The 18,279-nt window shown below is 68.6% G+C and carries 18 protein-coding genes; 4 read left to right on the top strand and 14 right to left on the bottom strand.

The features are described 5' to 3' along the window. Positions 1-10 precede the first annotated feature (10 nt). Positions 11-778: a 16S rRNA (uracil(1498)-N(3))-methyltransferase gene (locus KR541_RS02860; RefSeq protein WP_216089340.1), complete on the top strand. Its 768-nt coding sequence runs from the start codon at positions 11-13 to the stop codon at positions 776-778. 107 nt (positions 779-885) lie between these two features. Here KR541_RS02860 and KR541_RS02855 read toward each other — a convergent pair whose 3' ends face one another. The 3 genes from KR541_RS02855 to KR541_RS02845 all read right to left on the bottom strand — a co-directional run bounded on the left by KR541_RS02855 (position 886) and on the right by KR541_RS02845 (position 4,617). Continuing rightward, entirely contained in the window at positions 886-1,449 is a 564-nt protein-coding gene (locus KR541_RS02855) for a barstar family protein (protein WP_006476945.1), read from the bottom strand. 16 nt (positions 1,450-1,465) lie between these two features. Then, complete coding sequence (locus KR541_RS02850; protein ID WP_050013843.1) at positions 1,466-1,897, bottom strand: guanyl-specific ribonuclease; 432 nt, start codon at positions 1,895-1,897, stop codon at positions 1,466-1,468. A gap of 377 nt (positions 1,898-2,274) precedes the next feature. Then, positions 2,275-4,617 carry an NADP-dependent malic enzyme gene (locus tag KR541_RS02845; RefSeq protein ID WP_353968254.1) on the bottom strand — a complete coding sequence of 781 codons (2,343 nt, stop codon included), beginning with the start codon at positions 4,615-4,617 and terminating at the stop codon, positions 2,275-2,277. A gap of 134 nt (positions 4,618-4,751) precedes the next feature. Here KR541_RS02845 and thiL point away from each other — a divergent pair, with 134 nt between their 5' ends. The 3 genes from thiL to KR541_RS02830 are packed head-to-tail and all read left to right on the top strand — an operon-like array spanning position 4,752 to position 6,817. After that, positions 4,752-5,750, top strand: a complete 999-nt coding sequence (thiL, locus tag KR541_RS02840; RefSeq protein WP_050013845.1) for a thiamine-phosphate kinase — start codon at positions 4,752-4,754, stop codon at positions 5,748-5,750. Next, positions 5,740-6,285 (top strand): phosphatidylglycerophosphatase A family protein, encoded by a 546-nt coding sequence (locus KR541_RS02835; RefSeq protein ID WP_050013846.1) that lies wholly within the window; start codon positions 5,740-5,742, stop codon positions 6,283-6,285. The genes thiL and KR541_RS02835 overlap by 11 nt, the downstream gene beginning before the upstream one ends. Before the next feature lie 31 nt (positions 6,286-6,316). Further along, positions 6,317-6,817: a CinA family protein gene (locus tag KR541_RS02830; protein WP_050013847.1), complete on the top strand. Its 501-nt coding sequence runs from the start codon at positions 6,317-6,319 to the stop codon at positions 6,815-6,817. Positions 6,818-6,854: 37 nt separating this feature from the next. Here the strand turns inward: KR541_RS02830 and KR541_RS02825 are convergent, their stop codons facing one another. The 11 genes from KR541_RS02825 to KR541_RS02775 form a co-directional block, all read right to left on the bottom strand. Then, positions 6,855-7,913: a hypothetical protein gene (locus KR541_RS02825; RefSeq protein ID WP_050013848.1), complete on the bottom strand. Its 1,059-nt coding sequence runs from the start codon at positions 7,911-7,913 to the stop codon at positions 6,855-6,857. Between the two features lie 199 nt (positions 7,914-8,112). Next, a complete protein-coding gene (pyrF, locus tag KR541_RS02820) occupies positions 8,113-8,940 on the bottom strand; it encodes an orotidine-5'-phosphate decarboxylase (RefSeq protein ID WP_050013849.1) in 828 nt (275 codons plus the stop codon). A 39-nt stretch (positions 8,941-8,979) separates the two neighbouring features. Next, positions 8,980-10,041, bottom strand: coding sequence for an aldose 1-epimerase (locus KR541_RS02815; protein ID WP_050013850.1), 1,062 nt, complete (start codon positions 10,039-10,041; stop codon positions 8,980-8,982). A 49-nt stretch (positions 10,042-10,090) separates the two neighbouring features. Beyond that, positions 10,091-10,900 (bottom strand): SDR family NAD(P)-dependent oxidoreductase, encoded by an 810-nt coding sequence (locus tag KR541_RS02810; protein ID WP_050013851.1) that lies wholly within the window; start codon positions 10,898-10,900, stop codon positions 10,091-10,093. A gap of 28 nt (positions 10,901-10,928) precedes the next feature. Then, a complete protein-coding gene (araH, locus tag KR541_RS02805) occupies positions 10,929-11,942 on the bottom strand; it encodes an L-arabinose ABC transporter permease AraH (RefSeq protein ID WP_213345920.1) in 1,014 nt (337 codons plus the stop codon). Between the two features lie 88 nt (positions 11,943-12,030). Beyond that, on the bottom strand, positions 12,031-13,542 hold the full coding sequence (gene araG, locus KR541_RS02800; RefSeq protein ID WP_124556636.1) for an L-arabinose ABC transporter ATP-binding protein AraG: 1,512 nt from the start codon (positions 13,540-13,542) through the stop codon (positions 12,031-12,033). 67 nt (positions 13,543-13,609) lie between these two features. Continuing rightward, the gene (locus KR541_RS02795) at positions 13,610-14,605 is read right to left on the bottom strand and encodes an arabinose ABC transporter substrate-binding protein (protein ID WP_050013854.1); all 996 of its coding nucleotides are present in this window, start codon (positions 14,603-14,605) and stop codon (positions 13,610-13,612) included. 111 nt (positions 14,606-14,716) lie between these two features. Further along, positions 14,717-15,496 (bottom strand): SDR family oxidoreductase, encoded by a 780-nt coding sequence (locus KR541_RS02790; protein WP_050013855.1) that lies wholly within the window; start codon positions 15,494-15,496, stop codon positions 14,717-14,719. After that, a complete protein-coding gene (locus KR541_RS02785; RefSeq protein WP_176015611.1) occupies positions 15,496-16,173 on the bottom strand; it encodes a 2-dehydro-3-deoxy-6-phosphogalactonate aldolase in 678 nt (225 codons plus the stop codon). The genes KR541_RS02790 and KR541_RS02785 overlap by 1 nt, the downstream gene beginning before the upstream one ends. A 22-nt stretch (positions 16,174-16,195) precedes the next feature. Further along, positions 16,196-17,221 (bottom strand): 2-dehydro-3-deoxygalactonokinase, encoded by a 1,026-nt coding sequence (locus tag KR541_RS02780; RefSeq protein ID WP_050013857.1) that lies wholly within the window; start codon positions 17,219-17,221, stop codon positions 16,196-16,198. Continuing rightward, positions 17,218-18,117 (bottom strand): IclR family transcriptional regulator, encoded by a 900-nt coding sequence (locus KR541_RS02775; RefSeq protein WP_050013858.1) that lies wholly within the window; start codon positions 18,115-18,117, stop codon positions 17,218-17,220. The genes KR541_RS02780 and KR541_RS02775 overlap by 4 nt, the downstream gene beginning before the upstream one ends. Between the last annotated feature and the right edge of the window lie 162 nt (positions 18,118-18,279).

Genomic DNA, 18,279 nt, shown 5'->3' with positions numbered 1-18,279 from the left:
CGCCACACGCATGAACGAAGCCACCACCACCGCGGCCGTGCCGCGCTTTTTCGTCGATGTCGCGCTGCGCGCCGACGCCACGCTCGCATTGCCGGCCGACGTCGCGCGCCACGTGCAGGTGCTGCGCCTGCAGCCGGGCGACGTGCTGGCGTTGTTCGACGGCACGGGCGGCCAGTACCACGCACGGCTCGTCGAGGTCGACAAGCGCAGCGCGCTCGTGCAGGTCGATAGGTTCGAACCCGTCGAGGCCGAGCCGCCCTATCGCGTGACGCTCGCGCAGGGGATCGCCGGCGGCGACAAGATGGACTGGGTGATCGAGAAGGCCGTCGAGCTCGGCGTCGCGGCGGTCGTGCCGCTGTCGACCGCGCGCGGCGTCGTGAAGCTGTCCGGCGAACGGGCGGACAAGCGCGTCGCGCACTGGCGCGGCGTCGTACGCGCGTCGTGCGAGCAATGCGGACGCAACCGCGTGCCCGACGTCGCACCGGTGGCCGGCTTCCACGCATGGCTCGATGCGCTGCAGGCCGCGCCGGCCGACGGCGAGCTGCGGCTGCTGCTGTCCCCGCGCGCGAGCATCCCGTTCGCGTCGCTGCCCGACGCGCCGCCCGCGGCGGCCGTCACGCTGCTGATCGGGCCCGAAGGCGGGCTGTCGCCCGACGAGGAAAATGCAGCCCGCGCACGGGGGTTCACCGCGCTGTCGCTCGGGCCGCGCGTGCTGCGTACCGAGACGGCCGGCGCGGCCGTGCTCGCGGCGTTGGCGGCGCGCTGGGGCGGGTGGTAAAGCGCGTCAGCGCGCCGCGCCATGCAGCCGAGCGCGAATCGCACACGCAAAAAAGCCCGCTCGAAGCGGGCTTGTTACCGAATCGGCCGCGCGGGCCGACCGTGCGCTTACGCGAACGAGTAGAACACGCGGAACGCGACCTTGCGCTCGGCCCAGAATTCGGCCGCCTCGCGGAACACGTCGAGCAGCGTTTCGCGCCCTTCCTTGTCGAATTTCTGCGCGATCGGCAGCCCTTCGAGGACGATCACGAAACCGGGCTGCGCGCCGGCCTTCGCGACGAGGTCGGTGAGGCAGTCGTACAGCGCGTCGTAGTTCTTCCCGAAATGCTTCGGAAACAGGAACGAGGTCGCGATCGTTTCCATCACTTCCTGCTTCGACTGCGCGGCGCCGCAATACGCATACAGGAAATGCTGGCCGAGCCGACCGGCTTCGTCGGCGAGATCCTGCACGCGGAACGCGCGGATCGACTGCACGAGATTGGGTCGCACGGTCGTGAAAAGGCTCATAGGCTCCTCGTTCGATGAAAGCCCGGGCTCGGCTTCCTGTTGCTCCGGCGTGCCGCCGGCCTGCGCCGCCGCGTGCAACTGAATCACACGCTGAAACAGATTGCCGTCGCCGGCCGCGAACAGTTCCGCCGCCGCCGTATCGTGCGCGTAGATGGAGTCGCTCATGCCATTCGTCCCGAAGTCATTCAACAATACGTTTAAAACTGGTGTAGTGGTCGCCCGTGTAATAACAGTTGTCGATCCGGCGCAACGGCCCGCCACAGACGATCCGGCGCGCGCCGCGATTGCGCGCACGCGGTGTCGGCACCGTGTACTCATGGTAGTAGCCGCGCTTCGCCTTCGGCAGGATCCGCTCGCGGTTGCCGAACACGACGCCGTCCTTCTCGTACGGATAGGGGCCGCCGGCGCCGATCAGGCCCAGCGTGGTCACGGCCTCGCGCGGAAGACGGGCGGTCGGGATCGTATCGAGCCCGCTCGCGGCCACGTCGGCCGGAACGGCCTCCCGTGCGTAAGCGGCGGAAACCAGACTGCCCGTCGGCGTGCCGACGATACCCATCGCGAACATCGCGAAGACGGACGCGAGCGCGCCGTTGCGGAGCCACTTGCGTGCCATGAACCAGGGTTCCCGCTGTTAAATCAAGTAGTTGACGACCAACAAAGGCGTTAGCGTAGCGTTATTGGCCGCGCGAATCAATGTCCGTTTGGGAATCGAAAGCCTCTCGGCACTCGAGATTCCGTATTTCTTACCGAAATTACACTACATTTATCTTACATGAGATAAAATGCGGGCGGCATCGCTCGTATGGCAAGACCCTGCCTCCTTGCCACACTCGCTACCCGGAGTGGAGAGATGCTGCTGTTGCTTTATGGGAAGCGCGGTTGCGCCCTACCCGCGGCGTGCCCCTTGCGGGCACGCCTCTTTTTGCCTTTGTTTACAATTTCGCCCGACCCGGGACGCCGGTTCGACCGACGCCGCGGGTTCGTTCCGGCTCAGCGTGCGGCGTTGACGTCGGCGACCAGCAGCGCCGCCATGTTGACGATGCGACGAACGGTCGCCGATTCGGTCAGCACGTGCACGGGCTCCGCGGCGCCCAGCAGAATCGGCCCGATCGCGATGTTGTTGCCCGCGGCCGTCTTCAGCAGGTTGTACGCGATATTCGCGGCGTCGATGTTCGGCAGGATCAGCAGGTTCGCGTCGCCTTCCAGCGTCGATTCCGGCAGGATTTCCTTGCGCAGCGCCGCGTCGAGCGCGACGTCGCCGTGCATTTCGCCGTCCACCTTCAGCTCCGGCGCGGTTTCCTGCAGGATCGCGAGCGTATCGCGCATCTTCTTCGCCGAAGGGGCGTTGCTCGTGCCGAAATTCGAATGCGACAGCAGCGCGACCTTCGGCTCGATGCCGAAGCGGCGCACTTCTTCCGCGGCCATGATCGTGATTTCGGCCAGTTCCTCAGGGGTCGGATCGACGTTCACGTGCGTATCCACGAGGAAAATCTGGCGGCCGGGCAGCACGAGGCCGTTCATCGCCGCGTACACGCTGCAGCCCGGGCGCTTGCCGATCACCTGGTCGATGAAGTGCAGATGGCGGTGCGTGGTGCTGATCGTGCCGCAAATCATCCCGTCCGCTTCGCCCTTCTTCACCAGCATCGAGCCGATCAGCGTCGTGCGGCGGCGCATCTCGACGCGCGCGAGCTGCTCGCTGATGCCCTTGCGCGCCATCAGCTTGTGATACGTCTGCCAGAAGTCGCGATAGCGCTCGTCGTGCTCGGTGTTGACGACCGTGAAGTCGACGCCCGGATTCAGGCGCAGGCCGTAGCGCTGGATACGGTGCTCGATCACCGACGGACGGCCGATCAGGATCGGCTTCGCGAGTTTTTCGTCGACGATGATCTGAACGGCGCGCAACACGCGCTCTTCTTCGCCTTCCGCGAACACGACGCGCTTCTTCTCTTCCGGCGCGGCGCGCGCGATCTGGAAGATCGGCTTCATCGTCGTGCCGCTGTGATACACGAACTGCTGCAGATGCTGCTTGTACGCGTCCATGTCCTCGATCGGGCGCGTCGCGACGCCGCCGTCCATCGCGGCCTGCGCGACGGCCGGCGCGATCTTCACGATCAGGCGCGGATCGAACGGCTTCGGAATCAGGTATTCGGGCCCGAACGACAGATCCTGGATACCGTACGCGGTCGCGACGATGTCGCTCTGCTCGTGCTGCGCGAGTTCGGCGATCGCATTGACGGCCGCGATCTCCATTTCACGCGTGATCGTCGTCGCGCCGACGTCGAGCGCGCCGCGGAAGATGAACGGGAAGCACAGGACGTTGTTGACCTGGTTCGGGTAGTCGGTGCGGCCGGTCGCGAGAATCGCGTCGGGGCGCACTTCGAGCGCCGCTTCCGGCAGGATTTCCGGCGTCGGGTTCGCGAGCGCGAGGATCAGCGGGCGCTCGGCCATGCCCTTCACCATCTCCTGCTTCAGCACGCCCGCGGCCGACAGGCCGAGGAAGATGTCCGCGCCGTCGATCACTTCGGCCAGCGTGCGGGCGTCGGTTTCGCGCGCGAAACGCTCCTTGTCCGGATCCATCAGCTCGGTGCGGCCCTTGTAGACCACGCCGGCCAGGTCCGTCACCGTGATGTTCTCGAGCGGCAGCCCGATGTCGACCAGCAGGTCCAGACACGCGAGCGCGGCCGCGCCCGCGCCGGATGCGACGAGCTTGACCTTCTTGATGTCCTTGTTGACGACCTTCAGCCCGTTCGTGACGGCCGCGGCCACGACGATCGCGGTGCCGTGCTGGTCGTCGTGGAACACCGGGATCTTCATCCGCTTGCGCGCTTCGCGCTCGACGATGAAGCAGTCCGGCGCCTTGATGTCTTCGAGGTTGATCCCGCCGAAGGTCGGCTCCAGCGCGGCGATCACGTCGACGAGCTTGTGCGGGTCCGACTCGTTCAGCTCGATGTCGAACACGTCGATGCCCGCGAACTTCTTGAACAGCACGGCCTTGCCTTCCATCACCGGCTTCGACGCGAGCGGGCCGATGTTGCCGAGACCGAGCACCGCCGTGCCGTTCGTCACGACGCCGACCAGGTTGCTGCGCGCGGTGAAGCGCGCCGCGTTCAGCGGATTCTCGACGATCTCCTCGCACGCGTACGCCACGCCCGGCGAATACGCGAGCGCGAGGTCGCGCTGGTTGATCATCTGCTTGGTCGGGGCGATCGCGATTTTGCCGGGGGTCGGAAATTCGTGATAGTCGAGCGCGGCTTCGCGGAGCTTGGCTTTGGAGGAGGCTTGGGTGGACATGTGTCTCGTGACGGGCGGATTAGAATAACTGTTCGACGGCATTGTAGCGCCAATCATCGGCCGCCAGACCGGCGATTCGGGTGCGACAGCCGCGACAAAAATGAACTGGACAGTACAGGCGCGCCGCCGCCCGCCTCGTACAATGCCGTTCCTTCAACCGTTTCGGATCGCCCGCCGTGCCAGCCGCCCTCTCCGAGTTCTCGCTGATCGAACGCTTCTTCACGCGCCGCGCCGCGCAGGGCGCCCGCGCGTCGACGCTCGGCATCGGCGACGATTGCGCGCTGATCGCGCCCCGATCCGGGAAATTGCTGGCCATTTCGACGGACATGCTGGTGGAAGGCCGCCACTTCTTCCCCGATGTCGCGCCGGACGCGCTCGGCCACAAGACGCTCGCGGTCAACCTGTCGGACCTCGCGGCGATGGGCGCCGCGCCGCGGGCGTTCACGCTCGCGTGCGCGCTGCCGCGCGCCGACGCGGCGTGGCTCGAGGCGTTCAGCGACGGCCTGTTCGCGCTGGCCGAGCGCTACGGTTGCGAGCTGATCGGCGGCGACACGACGAGCGGGCCGCTGAACCTGTGCGTGACCGTGTTCGGCGAAGTCGCGCCCGACGCGGCGCTGCGGCGCGATGCCGCGCGCGACGGCGACGACGTATGGGTGTCCGGCACGCTCGGCGATGCACGCGCGGGCCTCGGCGTCGCCCGCGGCGAATGGACGGCCGGCGCGGAAGAAGCCGCCGCATTCCGGCGCGCGCTCGAGCGTCCGGAGCCGCGCGTCGCGCTGGGGCTCGCGCTCGCGGGCGTCGCGCATGCGGCGCTCGACCTGTCGGACGGCCTCGCCGGCGACCTCCAGCACATCCTGACGCGCTCGAACGTGCGCGCCGAGATCGACGCCGACGCGGTGCCGCGCTCGGCCGCGCTCGCGACGCTGCCGGCCGACGTGCAGCGCCGCTGCACGCTGGCCGGCGGCGACGACTACGAACTGTGCTTCACGGCGCCGGTCGCGGCCCGCGCAGCGGTCGAAGCGGCGGGCGCCACGGCCGGCGTGCCGGTCACGCGAATCGGTACAATACGCGCGTTGTCCGCGCCATCGGCGCAACCCGCCATCGCGTGGCGCGACGCCGCCGGCGCGCCCCTCGCTCTCACGTTGCACGGTTTCGACCACTTCCATGCAGACTGATCCGACGCCCGCGCACGCCGCGGCCGAGCCCGGCGCCGCGCCGCCCGCGCCGACCCGCACGACGGCCCGCTTCATGCTGTCGCACCCGGCGCATATCGTGTCGCTCGGCTTCGGCAGCGGGCTCGCGCCGATCATGCCCGGCACGTTCGGCTCGCTGTTCGGCTGGCTCACGTTCGTCGTGCTCAACCGCTACCTGACGGTGCCCGAATGGTGGGCGCTGATCGCCGTCGGCTTCGTGGCCGGCACCTGGGTCACCGGTTTCACCGCGAAGAAGGCCGGCGTGTCCGATCCGGGCGCCGTCGTCTGGGACGAGATCGTCGCGATCTGGCTCGTGATGCTGTTCGTCACGCCCGCGACCTTCGTCGGCCAGCTGTGGGCGTTCGTCGCGTTCCGCTTCTTCGACATGCTCAAGCCGCCGCCGATCCGCTACTTCGACCGCCGCCTGAAAGGCGGGCTCGGCATCATGGTCGACGACCTCGTCGCCGCGTTCATGACGCTGCTGGTGATCGCGCTGTGGCGCTCCGTCGCCGGCTGACCGATTTCCCGACTCCCGTTTCCCGACGCGCATGCCAACCGATTCCGTCGTCCATCAGCTTGCGATCCGCGCAGGCAACAAGCTGCGTGACGAGCACCTGACGCTCGCCACCGCCGAATCCTGCACCGGCGGCATGATCGCCGCGGCGATCACCGATATTTCCGGGAGCAGCCAGTGGTTCGAGCGCGGCTTCGTCACGTATTCGAACCAGGCCAAGATCGAGATGATCGGCGTGCCGGCCGACCTGATCGACAAGCACGGCGCGGTCAGCGAGCCCGTCGCGCGCGCGATGGCCGAAGGCGCGCTGCGCAACAGCCGCGCGCAGGTCGCGCTGTCCGTCACCGGCATCGCGGGCCCGGGCGGCGGCAGCGAGAACAAGCCGGTCGGCACCGTGTCGTTCGGCTGGAGCAACCGGCTGCATACCGACGTCGAGACGCTCGTGTTCAAGGGCGATCGCGAACAGATCCGCACGCAGGCGGCCGCGCATGCGCTGCGCGGGCTGCTGAAGCTGCTCGACGAGCGCGAACGCTGACCGGGCGGGGCGCGCGTGCCGCGCCCGCTCTACTCGCTTACTGGATCGCGTCGGGCTTCACGACGATCCAGTTCTTGTCCGCCGTCACCGGCAGCCCGAGCGCCTTCTGCTTCGCGGCCGATTCGTCCGACCACGCGCGGATCTGCGTCATCTGCTTGTCCTTCTTGTTGACCCACACGCGCACGCCGCCGCGCGCGACGTCGGTCGCGTTCAGCAGCATGTAGCCGTCGGACGTCGGCGTGTCGCCCGCGACGAGCACCGGCTTCTTCCACTGGTCGATCCAGCCGACGATCGAACCGAGCTTGCCTTCGTACCACGTCATCGGGTTCATCAGGAACGGCGTGATCACGAGATTGCGGTTCGCAGCCTCGTCGTACTTGCCGGCCTTGATCTGCAGCCGCGACGTCGTCAGCGCGCCGGTCGCCGGGTTGCGCAGCAGCGTCGTCACGCCGATCACGTTCTGCGGCTTCACGTTGTAGCCGTACTTCGGGTCGGCCAGCACGAGCCGCGCGAGCTCCTCGTGCGCGGCCGTCATCACGTAGACGTCGATCCCGTTCTCGCGCAGCGCGTTGTACAGCTCCTGCATCCCGCGGAAGAAGCGCGGCGGGTTCACCGTGCCGTCGACCACCTTGTCGCCCTGCCAGTAGCGGATCGGAATCGGCTTGCCGTCGGCGAGCATCGCGTCGATGTGGCGCTTCAGGTCGGCGAGCGACTGCCCGGCAAACGCCTGCGCGATCCACGGATAGCAGACCAGATCGTCGATCTCGCAGAGCCGGTAGTAGTAGCTCGTCAGCGATTCCCGGTAGTCGGCGGAATCCTTGAACGGGATCAGCTTCAGCGACGGATCGAGCGAATCGCGCGTCAGCACCCCATGGTTCTCGAGATACGGCAGCAGCGCTTCCTCGAGGTCATAGCGGTAGGTCGTGTTGTCGGCGTCGAACACCGCGTAGTCGCCGCGGTTCGCGTGCGCGGCGATCATCGCGTTCAGCGCCTTCGCGCTGTCGGCTGGCCAGTGCGACAGATCCGCCGCATGGGCGAACGTCATGCATAGCGACGCGGCGAACGCGCTCAGAAGACGGCGGAACAGCTTGGGCATGGCGTCGCTCCTTTTCTTGACATTTTTGTGACGGATTGGTGACAACCGGCAGCATCGCGCGACTAAATTGCGCGCATGCGATACGGAAGCGACGGGAAGTTGTTCGCGTGCGCCAGGACGGCGAACACGCGATGAACGCGCGCGGCCCGCGGACGCGGGCGCGGCGGTCGAAGGCCGCCCGGGGCGGGCGGCCGGTATTTCAGCGATGCGCGTTGATCGTGTCGCGCGTCTTCTGCGCGGCAAGCGCCGCGGCTTCAGCGAAATCCTCGCCCTTGCTCGCGTACAGGATCGCGCGCGACGAGTTGATCATCATCCCGGTGCCGTCGGCCGTGCGGCCCGCGTTGACGGTCGCCTGCACGTCGCCGCCCTGCGCGCCGATGCCGGGGATCAACAGCGGCATGTCGCCGACGATCCCGCGCACGATCTCGATTTCCTTCGGGAACGTCGCGCCGACCACGAGGCCGAGCTGGCCGTTCCTCGCGTTCCACTTGTTCGCCGCGAGATCGGCCACGACCTGGTACAGCGGCCGCCCGTTCGTATCGAGGAACTGCAGGTCGGACCCGCCCGGGTTCGACGTGCGGCACAGCACGATCACGCCCTTGCCTTCATGCTCGAAGTACGGCTCGACCGAGTCGTAGCCCATGTACGGGTTCACCGTGACGGCGTCCGCGCGATAGCGCTCGAACGCTTCGCGCGCGTACTGCTCGGCCGTGCTGCCGATGTCGCCGCGCTTCGCGTCGAGGATCACGGGCAGGCCCGGATGCTGGAGATGGATATGCGCGATCAGCCGCTCGAGCTGGTCTTCCGCGCGATGCGCGGCGAAGTACGCGATCTGCGGCTTGAACGCGCTCGCGTACTGCGCGGTCGCGTCGACGATCTGCCGGCAGAACTCGAAGATCGCGTCGGGCTGGCCGTCGAACTGCACGGGAAAGCGCGACGGCTCGGGATCGAGGCCGACGCACAGCAGCGAATTCGTGCGCTGCCACGCGGCGCGCAGCGATTCAATGAAAGTAAGCGGGGAAGACATGGCGGATACTCGCGGCAAACCGTTGGTAGACCGCGTATTTTACCCGCGTCGCCGGTGTCCCTCGCGTGTCGCGGCATGGCTGCGCACATCGGTGCGTCCGACGGTGAACGCGAAACGCCGCGTGAGCCCCTCGCCGGGCGCGAGCAGCGTCATCCCGTGCGCGGTCGCGCCGCCCGGCAGGTTCACCGCATTGATCGGATGATCGACCGGCTCGAAGCAGAAGAAATCCGCGCCCGGCGGCGTATAGAGCACGTACGCGTCGGCGTCGGCCGCGACGGTCAGCGACAGGCGGCGGCGCGGCCAGCTCACCGTCGCGTGGCCGCCCCAGCCGGTGAACGCGTGATTGACGAGCGTGGCCGGCAGCGGATACGCGACGCCGAACTGCCAGGCCGGCGGCACGCTGACGTGCCGCACCGGCAGGAAATCGGCGCCCGACAACCACAGCCCGCCCGCCGCCGCGGCGAGTTCGGTCGCCGCATCGCGCACGAGGAACGGATGCACGCCGAGCCCGAACGGCAGCCGCGCGCGGCCCGCGTTCTCGATCGTCAGCGCGATCGACAGCGTCGCGTCGTCGAGTTCGAACGACTGGATCGCGCGGAACGCGTACGGCGCGCCGGCGGCGCGGTCGAGCGACAGTTGCAGCGACGTGTCGGTCGCATCGTCCACCTGCCACGGCGCGAGCCAGCCGTCGCCATGGATCGGCAGCGGCTCGTCGCGGCGGTTGCGCGGCACCGCGACCTTGCGCCCGTCGCATTCGAAGCGCCCGTCGCCGATCCGGTTCGAGTACGGCAGCAGCGGATAGCACGCGAGCTCGTTCGGGTCCGTCGCCGTCTCCGGGTGCTCGCACCGGCGGAACACCGGCATCAGCACGCCGTTGTCGCCGCGCCAGTCGAAGCGCGCGATGCCGCCGCCGAGGTGCGGCAGCACGTCGAGCCGCAGCGATGCGTTCGACAGCGTGACGACCGCCGCATGCGCGGCGCCGACGCCCTGCGCGAACACGGCCGTCTGCGGGCCGGGGCTGACCGGCTGGGCGGCCGCCGCCAGGCGCGCGCGGCGCGACTGGCTGGTGGACGACGATGCGCGCGAGGACGTGGCGGTCATGGTGAGCTCCTTTCCTTCGTCGAAGAAACGATGCAGGTCGTGCGAGCGGTCAGGCCCAGCCGCCGTCGACGATCACGTCCTGCGCGGTGATCATCCGGCTGTCGTCGGCCGCGAGAAACAGCGCCATCCGCGCGAGATCGGCCGGCAGCAGTTCGGCGTCGATGCACTGGCCGGCCTTGATCGCCGCCCGGCCCGCGTCGTCGAGCCACAGCCGGCGCTGCTTGTCGGTCATCACCCAGCCGGGCACCAGCGAATTCACGCGGATGCCGAACGGGCCGAGATCGCGCGCGAGGCCGCGCGTCAGGCCCTGCACGGCCGCCTTCGCCATCACGTAGACGGGATAGCCGCCGTTCTTCAGCATCCAGCTGATCGAGCCGAGATTGATGATCGCGCCGCCGCCCTGCCGCTTCATGTCGTCGATCACCGCCTGTGCGGCGAAGAACTGGTGACGCAGGTTCACCGCGATGCCCGCGTCGAACGACGCGGGCGTCACGTCGCCGATCGTGTGGCGCGTGTCGTTCGCCGCGTTGTTCACGAGCACCGCGATCGCGCCGATGCGTGCGCGGATCGCGTCGATCGCGCGGCGCAGCGCGTCGATGTCGGTCAGGTCGCAGGACAGGAACAGCGGCGCATGGCGTACGTGCGCGAGGCGTTCGGCCAGCGCGGCGCCGGCCGCCGCGTCGAGGTCGACGAACGCGACGCGCGCGCCCTGTTCGGCGAAGTGCTCGACGAACGACGCGCCGATGCCGGTCGCGCCGCCCGTGATCAGCACCGCGCGATCCTCGAGGCTCGGGTAGCGCGCGAAGCGCGCGTCGCTCGCCGCCGTGTTCGCGCCGTGCACTGATGTATCGATGGTCATGCGGATCGTCTCCGTGGAAACAGGTCGGTCAGTCGCGTACGCCGCGGTTCTTCAGCTGGTCGAGCAGCACGGCCGCGAGCAGGATCGCGCCGCGCACCAGGTACTGGTAGAACGCGTCGATGTTCAGCAGGTTCATCACGTTCTCCACGGTGCCCATGATCAGCACGCCGATCACGACGCCCGAGATCGTCGCGCGGCCGCCCATCAGCGACACGCCGCCGAGCACGCACGCGGAGATCACGTTCAGCTCGAAGCCTTGCGCGGCGTTCGGCTGGCCCGACGTGATGCGCGACGCGAGAATCACGCCCGCGAGCGCGGTCACCGCGCCCTGGATCAGGAAGATGTACACGCGCGTGCGTTCGACGTTGATCCCCGCGAGCCGCGACGCTTCCGGGTTGCCGCCGATCGCGAGCGTGTTGCGGCCATAGACGGTCTGGTTCAGCAGCACGCCGAAGCCGATGAAGCACAGCAGCGTGACCCAGATCGGCAGCGACACGCCGAACATCGACAGCCCGCCGAGCGCGATGAACGTATCCGACGACACGCCGACCGCCTGCCCCTTCGACACGATGAAGCCGAGCCCGCGCACGATCTCCATCGTCGCGAGCGTCGTGATCAGCGCGTTGATGCGCAGATACGCGATCACCGCGCCGTTCACGAAGCCGATCGCGGCGCCGGCCGCGACCGCCGCGATGATCGCGACGAACGTGTTGTCGGTTGCGTTCAGCACCATCGCGCACAGCACGCCCGAGAACGCGACGGTCGAGCCGATCGACAGGTCGAAGTCGCGCGACGCGAGACAGAACATCATCGTGCACGCGACCATGCCGATCTGCGAGATCGACAGCGCGAGGCCGAGCATGTTGTCGATCGAGAAGAAGTGATCGACGGTCAGCGACATCGTGATGAACATCACCGCGAAGATCGCGATCAGGCTGTATTCGGTCAGATGCTGCCACCACTTCTGGCGGTCGCTCTGCTGCGGCACCAGCACGTCGGCCGACTTCACTGCGGCGCTGGCAAGGTTTTCGTTGGCTTGCATGGTGTGTCTCCTGCTCCTGCATCGCGCGACCCGCGCCGCGCGTGTTCGATTCGAATGTCCCGGGGTTGTCCGGACGTAGCCGGCCGCGTCAGGCTGCCTCGACCGCGCTCGTCTGCGGCAGCGCGAGGTTCAGTACCGCGTGCTCGTTCGCGTCGGCGCGCGGCAGCTCGCCGGCGATCCGGCCTTCGCGCATCACGACGATGCGGTCGGACACGCCGAGCACTTCCGGCAGTTCCGACGACACCATCACGATCGCGCAGCCGCGCTCCGCGAGCCGGTAGATCACGTCGTAGATCTCGTGCTTCGCGCCGACGTCGATCCCGCGCGTCGGCTCGTCGAGGATCACGACCTTCAGGTCGGGCTCCGCGAGCCAGCGCGACAGGATCGCCTTCTGCTGGTTGCCGCCCGACAGGAAGCGGATCTTCTGCCGCCGGTTCGGCGTCTTGATCTTCAGCCGCTGGATGAAGCGGTCGGCCGTCGCGCTTTCGGTCTTGCCGTTGATAAACAGCCCCGCGCGCAACGAATGGCGGCGGCAGCTGATGTTGATGTTCTCGGCGACCGACGCGATCGCGATGATCCCTTCTTCCTTGCGGTCCTCGGGGCACAGCACGATGCCGTGGCGGATCGCGTCGCCGGTGCGCTTCACGTCGATGCGCTTGCCGTCGAGCGTCAGCACGCCCGCGCGCCGGCGGTCCGCGCCGTACACGAGCCGCATCAGTTCGCTGCGGCCCGCGCCGACGAGCCCGAAGAAGCCGACGATCTCGCCCGCGCGCACCGAGAAGCTCGCGGGTTCGCGCAATGCCGGGCCGTCGACGCCTTCGGCGGAGAACCGCACGTCGCCGAGCGCGCGCGGCGCGTAATGGTAGATGTCCGCGATCTCGCGCCCGACCATCTCGGCGACCAGCCGCTCGCGCGGCACGTCGGCCAGCGCTTCGTGCGACGCGATCTTGCGCCCGTCGCGAAAGATCGTGCACGCGTCGCACAGCCGGTAGATCTCGTCCATCCGGTGCGAGATGTAGATCAGCGCACGGCCCTGCGCGCGCAGGTCGTCGACCAGCTTGAACAGCACTTCCGTCTCGCGATGCGACAGCGAGCTCGTCGGTTCGTCGAGCGCGATCACGCGCGCATTGCGCATCAGCGCCTTGCAAATCTCGACCATCTGTCGCTGCGCGATCGACAGCCGCCCGAGCCGCGCGTCGGGATCGAGGTCCACGCCCATCTCGGCGAGCCGCTCGCGCACGTAACGCTTCGCCTCGCGCTTCCTGACCCAGCCGAACGCATTCGGCAGGCGGCCGAGCAACAGGTTCTCCGCGACCGTCAGGTCGGGCACGTACTGCAATTCCTGGTGAATCACCGCGATGCCGGCCGCGATCGACGCGGCCGCATTCGCGAACTGCACGGGCTGGCCGTCGACCAGCACGCTGCCCGCATCGGGCTGATATTCGCCGCCGAGAATCTTCAACAGCGTCGACTTGCCGGCGCCGTTCTCGCCCATCAGGCCATGCACCTCGCCCGCATGCACGTCGAACGAAATGCCGTCGAGTGCGCGCACGCCGGGAAATACCTTGCCGATATTGTCAAAACGCAGTGCCGCTGACACGTCGTCTCCCCACTTCCAGATCCATCGACCGCCGGCCGCCGCGTCGCCGCGGCAGCCGGCGGGCCGCTTACTTCGACGCGAGCCCCATCTCCTCGCGCACCTTCGACACGTTGTCGCGCGTCGCGAGCATGCCCGTCGTCAGCGTCAACGGCGGCGGCGCCTTGCCCTGCGTGATCCACGTGTACATCAGGTCCGAGGTTTCCTCGCCGTGGCGCTTCGGGCTGATGATCACGGTGCCGTAGAAGCCCGTCGGCTGCGGCTTCTTGAACTCGTTCAACGCCGAATCGGAACCGCCGATACCGATGCCGATCATGTTGTCGGCCTTGAAGCCGCGCCCTTCGGCCGCGCGCACCGCGCCGAGCACGGCCTCGTCGTTCAGGCCGTACGCGACCCAGTGCTTGAACTGCGGGTTCTTGGTCAGCGCGATGTTCGCCGCGTTGAACGCGTTCTCGGTGTCGGTCTTCGCCTGCGGCGCCGCGATCACGTTCGCCTTCGGGAAGCCGGCGGCGACCAGCGCGTCGGTCGCGCCGCTCGTGCGGTCGTGCGCGGTCGGCAGCTGCTCGTAGGTGATGTCGATCGCGCCGACGTCCTTCATGTCCCAGCCGCGCTTCTTGATCTCGGCCGCGATGCCGTCGCCGACCTGCTTGCCGATGTTGTACGCGGAAATTCCCATGTGCGGCACCGCGTCGATCGGCTTGCCCGCGCCGTCGACGAGGCGGTCGTCGACCGTCATCATCTTCAGGTTGTGCGACTTCGCCTTCGCGACGATGCCCGGCCCGAGCTTCACGTCGGGCGTGCAGATGATGAAGCCCTGCGCCTTCTGCGCGGACAGGTTGTCGATCGCGCTCATCACCTTCTCGCCGGACGGCGCGCCGATCTTCACGAGCGTGAAGCCCTTCTGCTTCGCGGCGATCTCGGCGAATTTCCACTCGTCCTGGAACCACGGCTCTTCCGGCTGCTTCACCAGGAAGCCGATCTTGACCGGGTCGGCCGCGTGCGCGACCGGGCTGCCCATCACCACCGCGGCCGCGGCGGCCAGCGTTACGAACGTTCTGCGTTTCATCTCCAGTGTCTCCTTGTTTTCATCGAACAGGATGCAGCCGCTTGTTGGTTTCGACGCAGCGTGCGCGCGGCCGTCGCACGTGCGGTCTTTCGAATCGTTGCGTCAATCGTGTCAGTCGTGATACAGCGCCGCGCGCCCGCCATCGACGGTGATGCACGCGGCATTGATGAACGGCGCCTCGTCGGACGCGAGGAACACGGCCGTCATCGCGACCTCCTCCGGTTTTCCGATGCGCTTCATCGGCTGCAGCGCGAGCGTCTCGGCGCGCGCGGCGGCCGGATCGGGTTGCGCGTCCCACCAGTCGCGCGTCAGTTGCGTCTCGATGTAGCCCGGCGCGATCGCGTTCACGCGTACGTTGCGCGCCGCGTATTCGATGCCGAGCGCACGCGTCAAGCCGAGCACGCCGTGCTTCGCGACCGGGTACGGAAAGCAGCCCGGGATGATCCTGAATGCATGCGTCGACGCGATGTTCACGATGCTGCCGCGACCGCGCTCGACCATGCCCTCCAGCGCCGCGCGGCAGCCGTGCCACACGCCGTCGAGATCGACCGCGAAGCAGCGGCGCCAATCGTCGTCGGTCATCGTCAGCGGATCGGCGAAGACGTTGATGCCCGCGTTGTTCACGAGCACGTCGAGCGGGCCGAACGCCGCTTCCGTCTGCGCGAGCGCGTCGCGCACCGCCTGCTGCCGCGCGACGTCCGCCTGCAGCGGCAGCACGCGCGCGCCGTCGCATTCGCGTGCGATCGCGGCGGCCGTGTGCTGCGCCTGCGGGAAGTCGAGATCGACGAGCGCGACGGCCGCGCCTTCGCGCACGAACGCACGCGCGATCGCGGCGCCGATGCCACGGCCCGCACCCGTCACCATCGCGACCTTGCCCGCGAGGCGGCCCATCATGCGTCTCCGCCGCGCGCGACGCGCAAGCCGGCCTGGAACGCGCGCGCATTCGCCGCGGTCGTGTCCGCCGACTGGCCGGGGCGGTACAGCGCCGAGCCGAGCCCGAAGCCGTTCGCGCCGGCGTCGAGGAACGGCTGCATGTTGTCCGGCGCGATCCCGCCGACCGGAATCAGCGGCACCGCGCGGTCGATCACCGCGCGCCAGGCCTTCACGACCGTCACGCCGAGCTGCTCGGCCGGGAACATCTTCAGCACGTCGGCGCCGTTCGTCAGCGCCGCGAACGCTTCGGTCGGCGTCGCGACGCCCGGCGCGCTCGCGAGCCCGCGCTCGCGCGCGCGGCGGATCACGGCCGCGTCGCTGTGCGGCATCACGATCAGCGCGCCGCCCGCGTCCTGCACGCGGTCGACGTACTCGGCGCGCAGCACGGTGCCCGCGCCGACGATCATGTCGTCGGGCAGCGCACGCCGCAGCGCCGCGATGCTGTCGAACGGCTCCGGCGAGTTGAGCGGCACCTCGACGATCCGGAAGCCGGCTTCGTACAGCGCACGGCCATGGTCGGCCGCTTCGGCAGGCGTGATGCCGCGCATGATCGCGATCAGCGGACACGCGTCGAACGCACGCATCAATGCGGCGTGGGGCATGTACGGTGCGGGCAAGGTCAGGTCGGACGGCATCGGCAATTCCTCTTCAAGCAGTTCACTGGTCGGCACAGACGGGCTCGCCGTCCGCGCGCACGAGCCCGGCGCGCGACGCGATCCGCCACAGGCCGCGCTCGGTCGCATGCGGGGCGACACGCGCATGCATATGGCCGAATACCCGGAGCGCATCGACGTAGCGCGAACACAAAGCGTCGTCGCCGATCAGCAGCAGCGGCTGGTCCGCGAGCGCGATGCCGCGCTCCGCGAGCATCGCGTCGAGCGCGTTCAGCTCATGGCCGATCAGCAAGCCGGACAGATAGTCGCCCTGCGCATCGGGGGCGAGCCGGTCGGTCAGCCCCAGCGTGCGCGTGCTGAAAATCGTCGCGAGCAGGCCCGTGCGCTGCGCGCCGCGGGCGACTGCCACGCCGCGCAAGAACGCCGCGCGATCGGGTGATTCGCCCGCGCGCATCGTGCGGCCGAGGATCGTGTGGTCGCGCAATACCGCGAACAGCTCGCCGGTCATGAAGGTCTGGAAGCGTTCGATCAGGCCGTCCTTCACCCACGCCCATTTCGCATGCGTGCCCGGCAGGCCGATCAGTACCCCTGAACGATCAGCGCCAAGCGTGGGATCGCTCGCAAGCGCGCCGACGATCTGCGTTTCTTCGCCGCGCATCACGTCGGGCAATTCGCCCGTCGCGATCACGCCCGGCACGATCGAAACCGTCGTGCCGCGCGCCGTCGTCACGGTGATGAGACCTGCGACGAGCGCGTCGGCGCCGGCCGGCACCGCGACGTACGGCGCTTCGCGCCAGCCCTGCGCGCTGCCGACCATCCCGGCGGCGAGCACCGGCAGGCCGGGCGTGCGGTCGAGCCAGTCGCCGCACGCTTCCTCGAACACCGCGTCGAACGCACGCGCGCCGCCGCCCGGCACGTGCATCACGCCGGCCGCCCGGCTGCGCGTGTCGATCGGCACGCCGTGCGCGTCGTACAGATACGCGCGCAGCGACGTGGTGCCCCAGTCGAGCGCGATCAGCGACGGGGAGGCGGAACTGGCATCCGGAACGGGCCGGGTCGAAGTCGTCATCGTTTGATCCTGCGGGTACCCTGCGGCGGGCTCCAGCCCAGCTCCGCGGAAATGGCTCGCGCTTCGCGCTGCACGAGCGGAATCAGTTCGTCCATGCGGTCGTGCGGCATGTACGGAATCGTGCTCGCGACCGACACCGCCGCGACGATCGCACCCGATGCGTCGCGGATCGGCGCGGCCACGCAGCGGATCGACGCCTCGTTTTCCTCGAGATCGAACGTATAGCCGCCGGCCGCGTAATGGGCCATGCGCTGCAGGAACGCGCTCGTCTCGGGCCGGTTGTCGGGCTTGAAGTTGACGCCGGCCAGCGCGCGCCGCGCGGCTTCGAACAGCGAGCGCCACAGATCCGGATCGAGGTCGAGCATCATCGCCTTGCCGATGCCGGTCGACGCGAGCGGCATCCGGTGGCCGACGCGCGAGCGCATCTCAAGGCCGCGCGTGCCGGGAATCTTGTCGATGTACAGCACGTCGTCGCCGTCGCGCACGCCGAGATGGATCGTGTCGAGCGTCGCTTCCGCGAGTGCTTCCAGATGCGGGCGCGCCACCGCGGTCAGCGGCATCTGCTCGAGCGCGATCGTGCCGAGCTCGATCAGCTTCGGGCCGAGCAGGTAGCCGCCCTGCACCTGGCGCAGATAGCGCGCCTGCACGAGGCTGCTGACGAGACGGTGCGTCGTGCTGCGCGTCGTGCCGAGCGCGGCGCCGATCGCGCGCATGTCGCGCGCACCGTTCGCGATCGCCTCGAGGATCGCGAGGCCGCGCAGCAGCGTCTGCGTGCCGGCCTGCTGCGCGGCGAGGTCGAGCGGCGTGCTGGTCGCGCCGATGCTGTCGGTCAGCGACGGTTCGGCCGGCATCGCACGCCGGGCGTCGAGGGCAAGAGAGTCTGGCATCTTGGTCATGGAACGGGGCGTCTTCAACGGAATCGGTGAAGCCGCTCGCGCGGCGCCGGAACTGCGTCCGGTGCGGCGGCGTGGCGGCGGTCGATGCACCGAGTAAAGCGCCCGGCGAACTTCATGGAAGGTGTCTCCGTGTGCGACGGGCGCCGCGCGATGCGTGGGTCC

Source organism: Burkholderia sola, assembly GCF_905400185.1.
Lineage (GTDB): Bacteria > Pseudomonadota > Gammaproteobacteria > Burkholderiales > Burkholderiaceae > Burkholderia > Burkholderia sola.
This window is presented reverse-complemented; position numbering and strand designations above follow the sequence as displayed.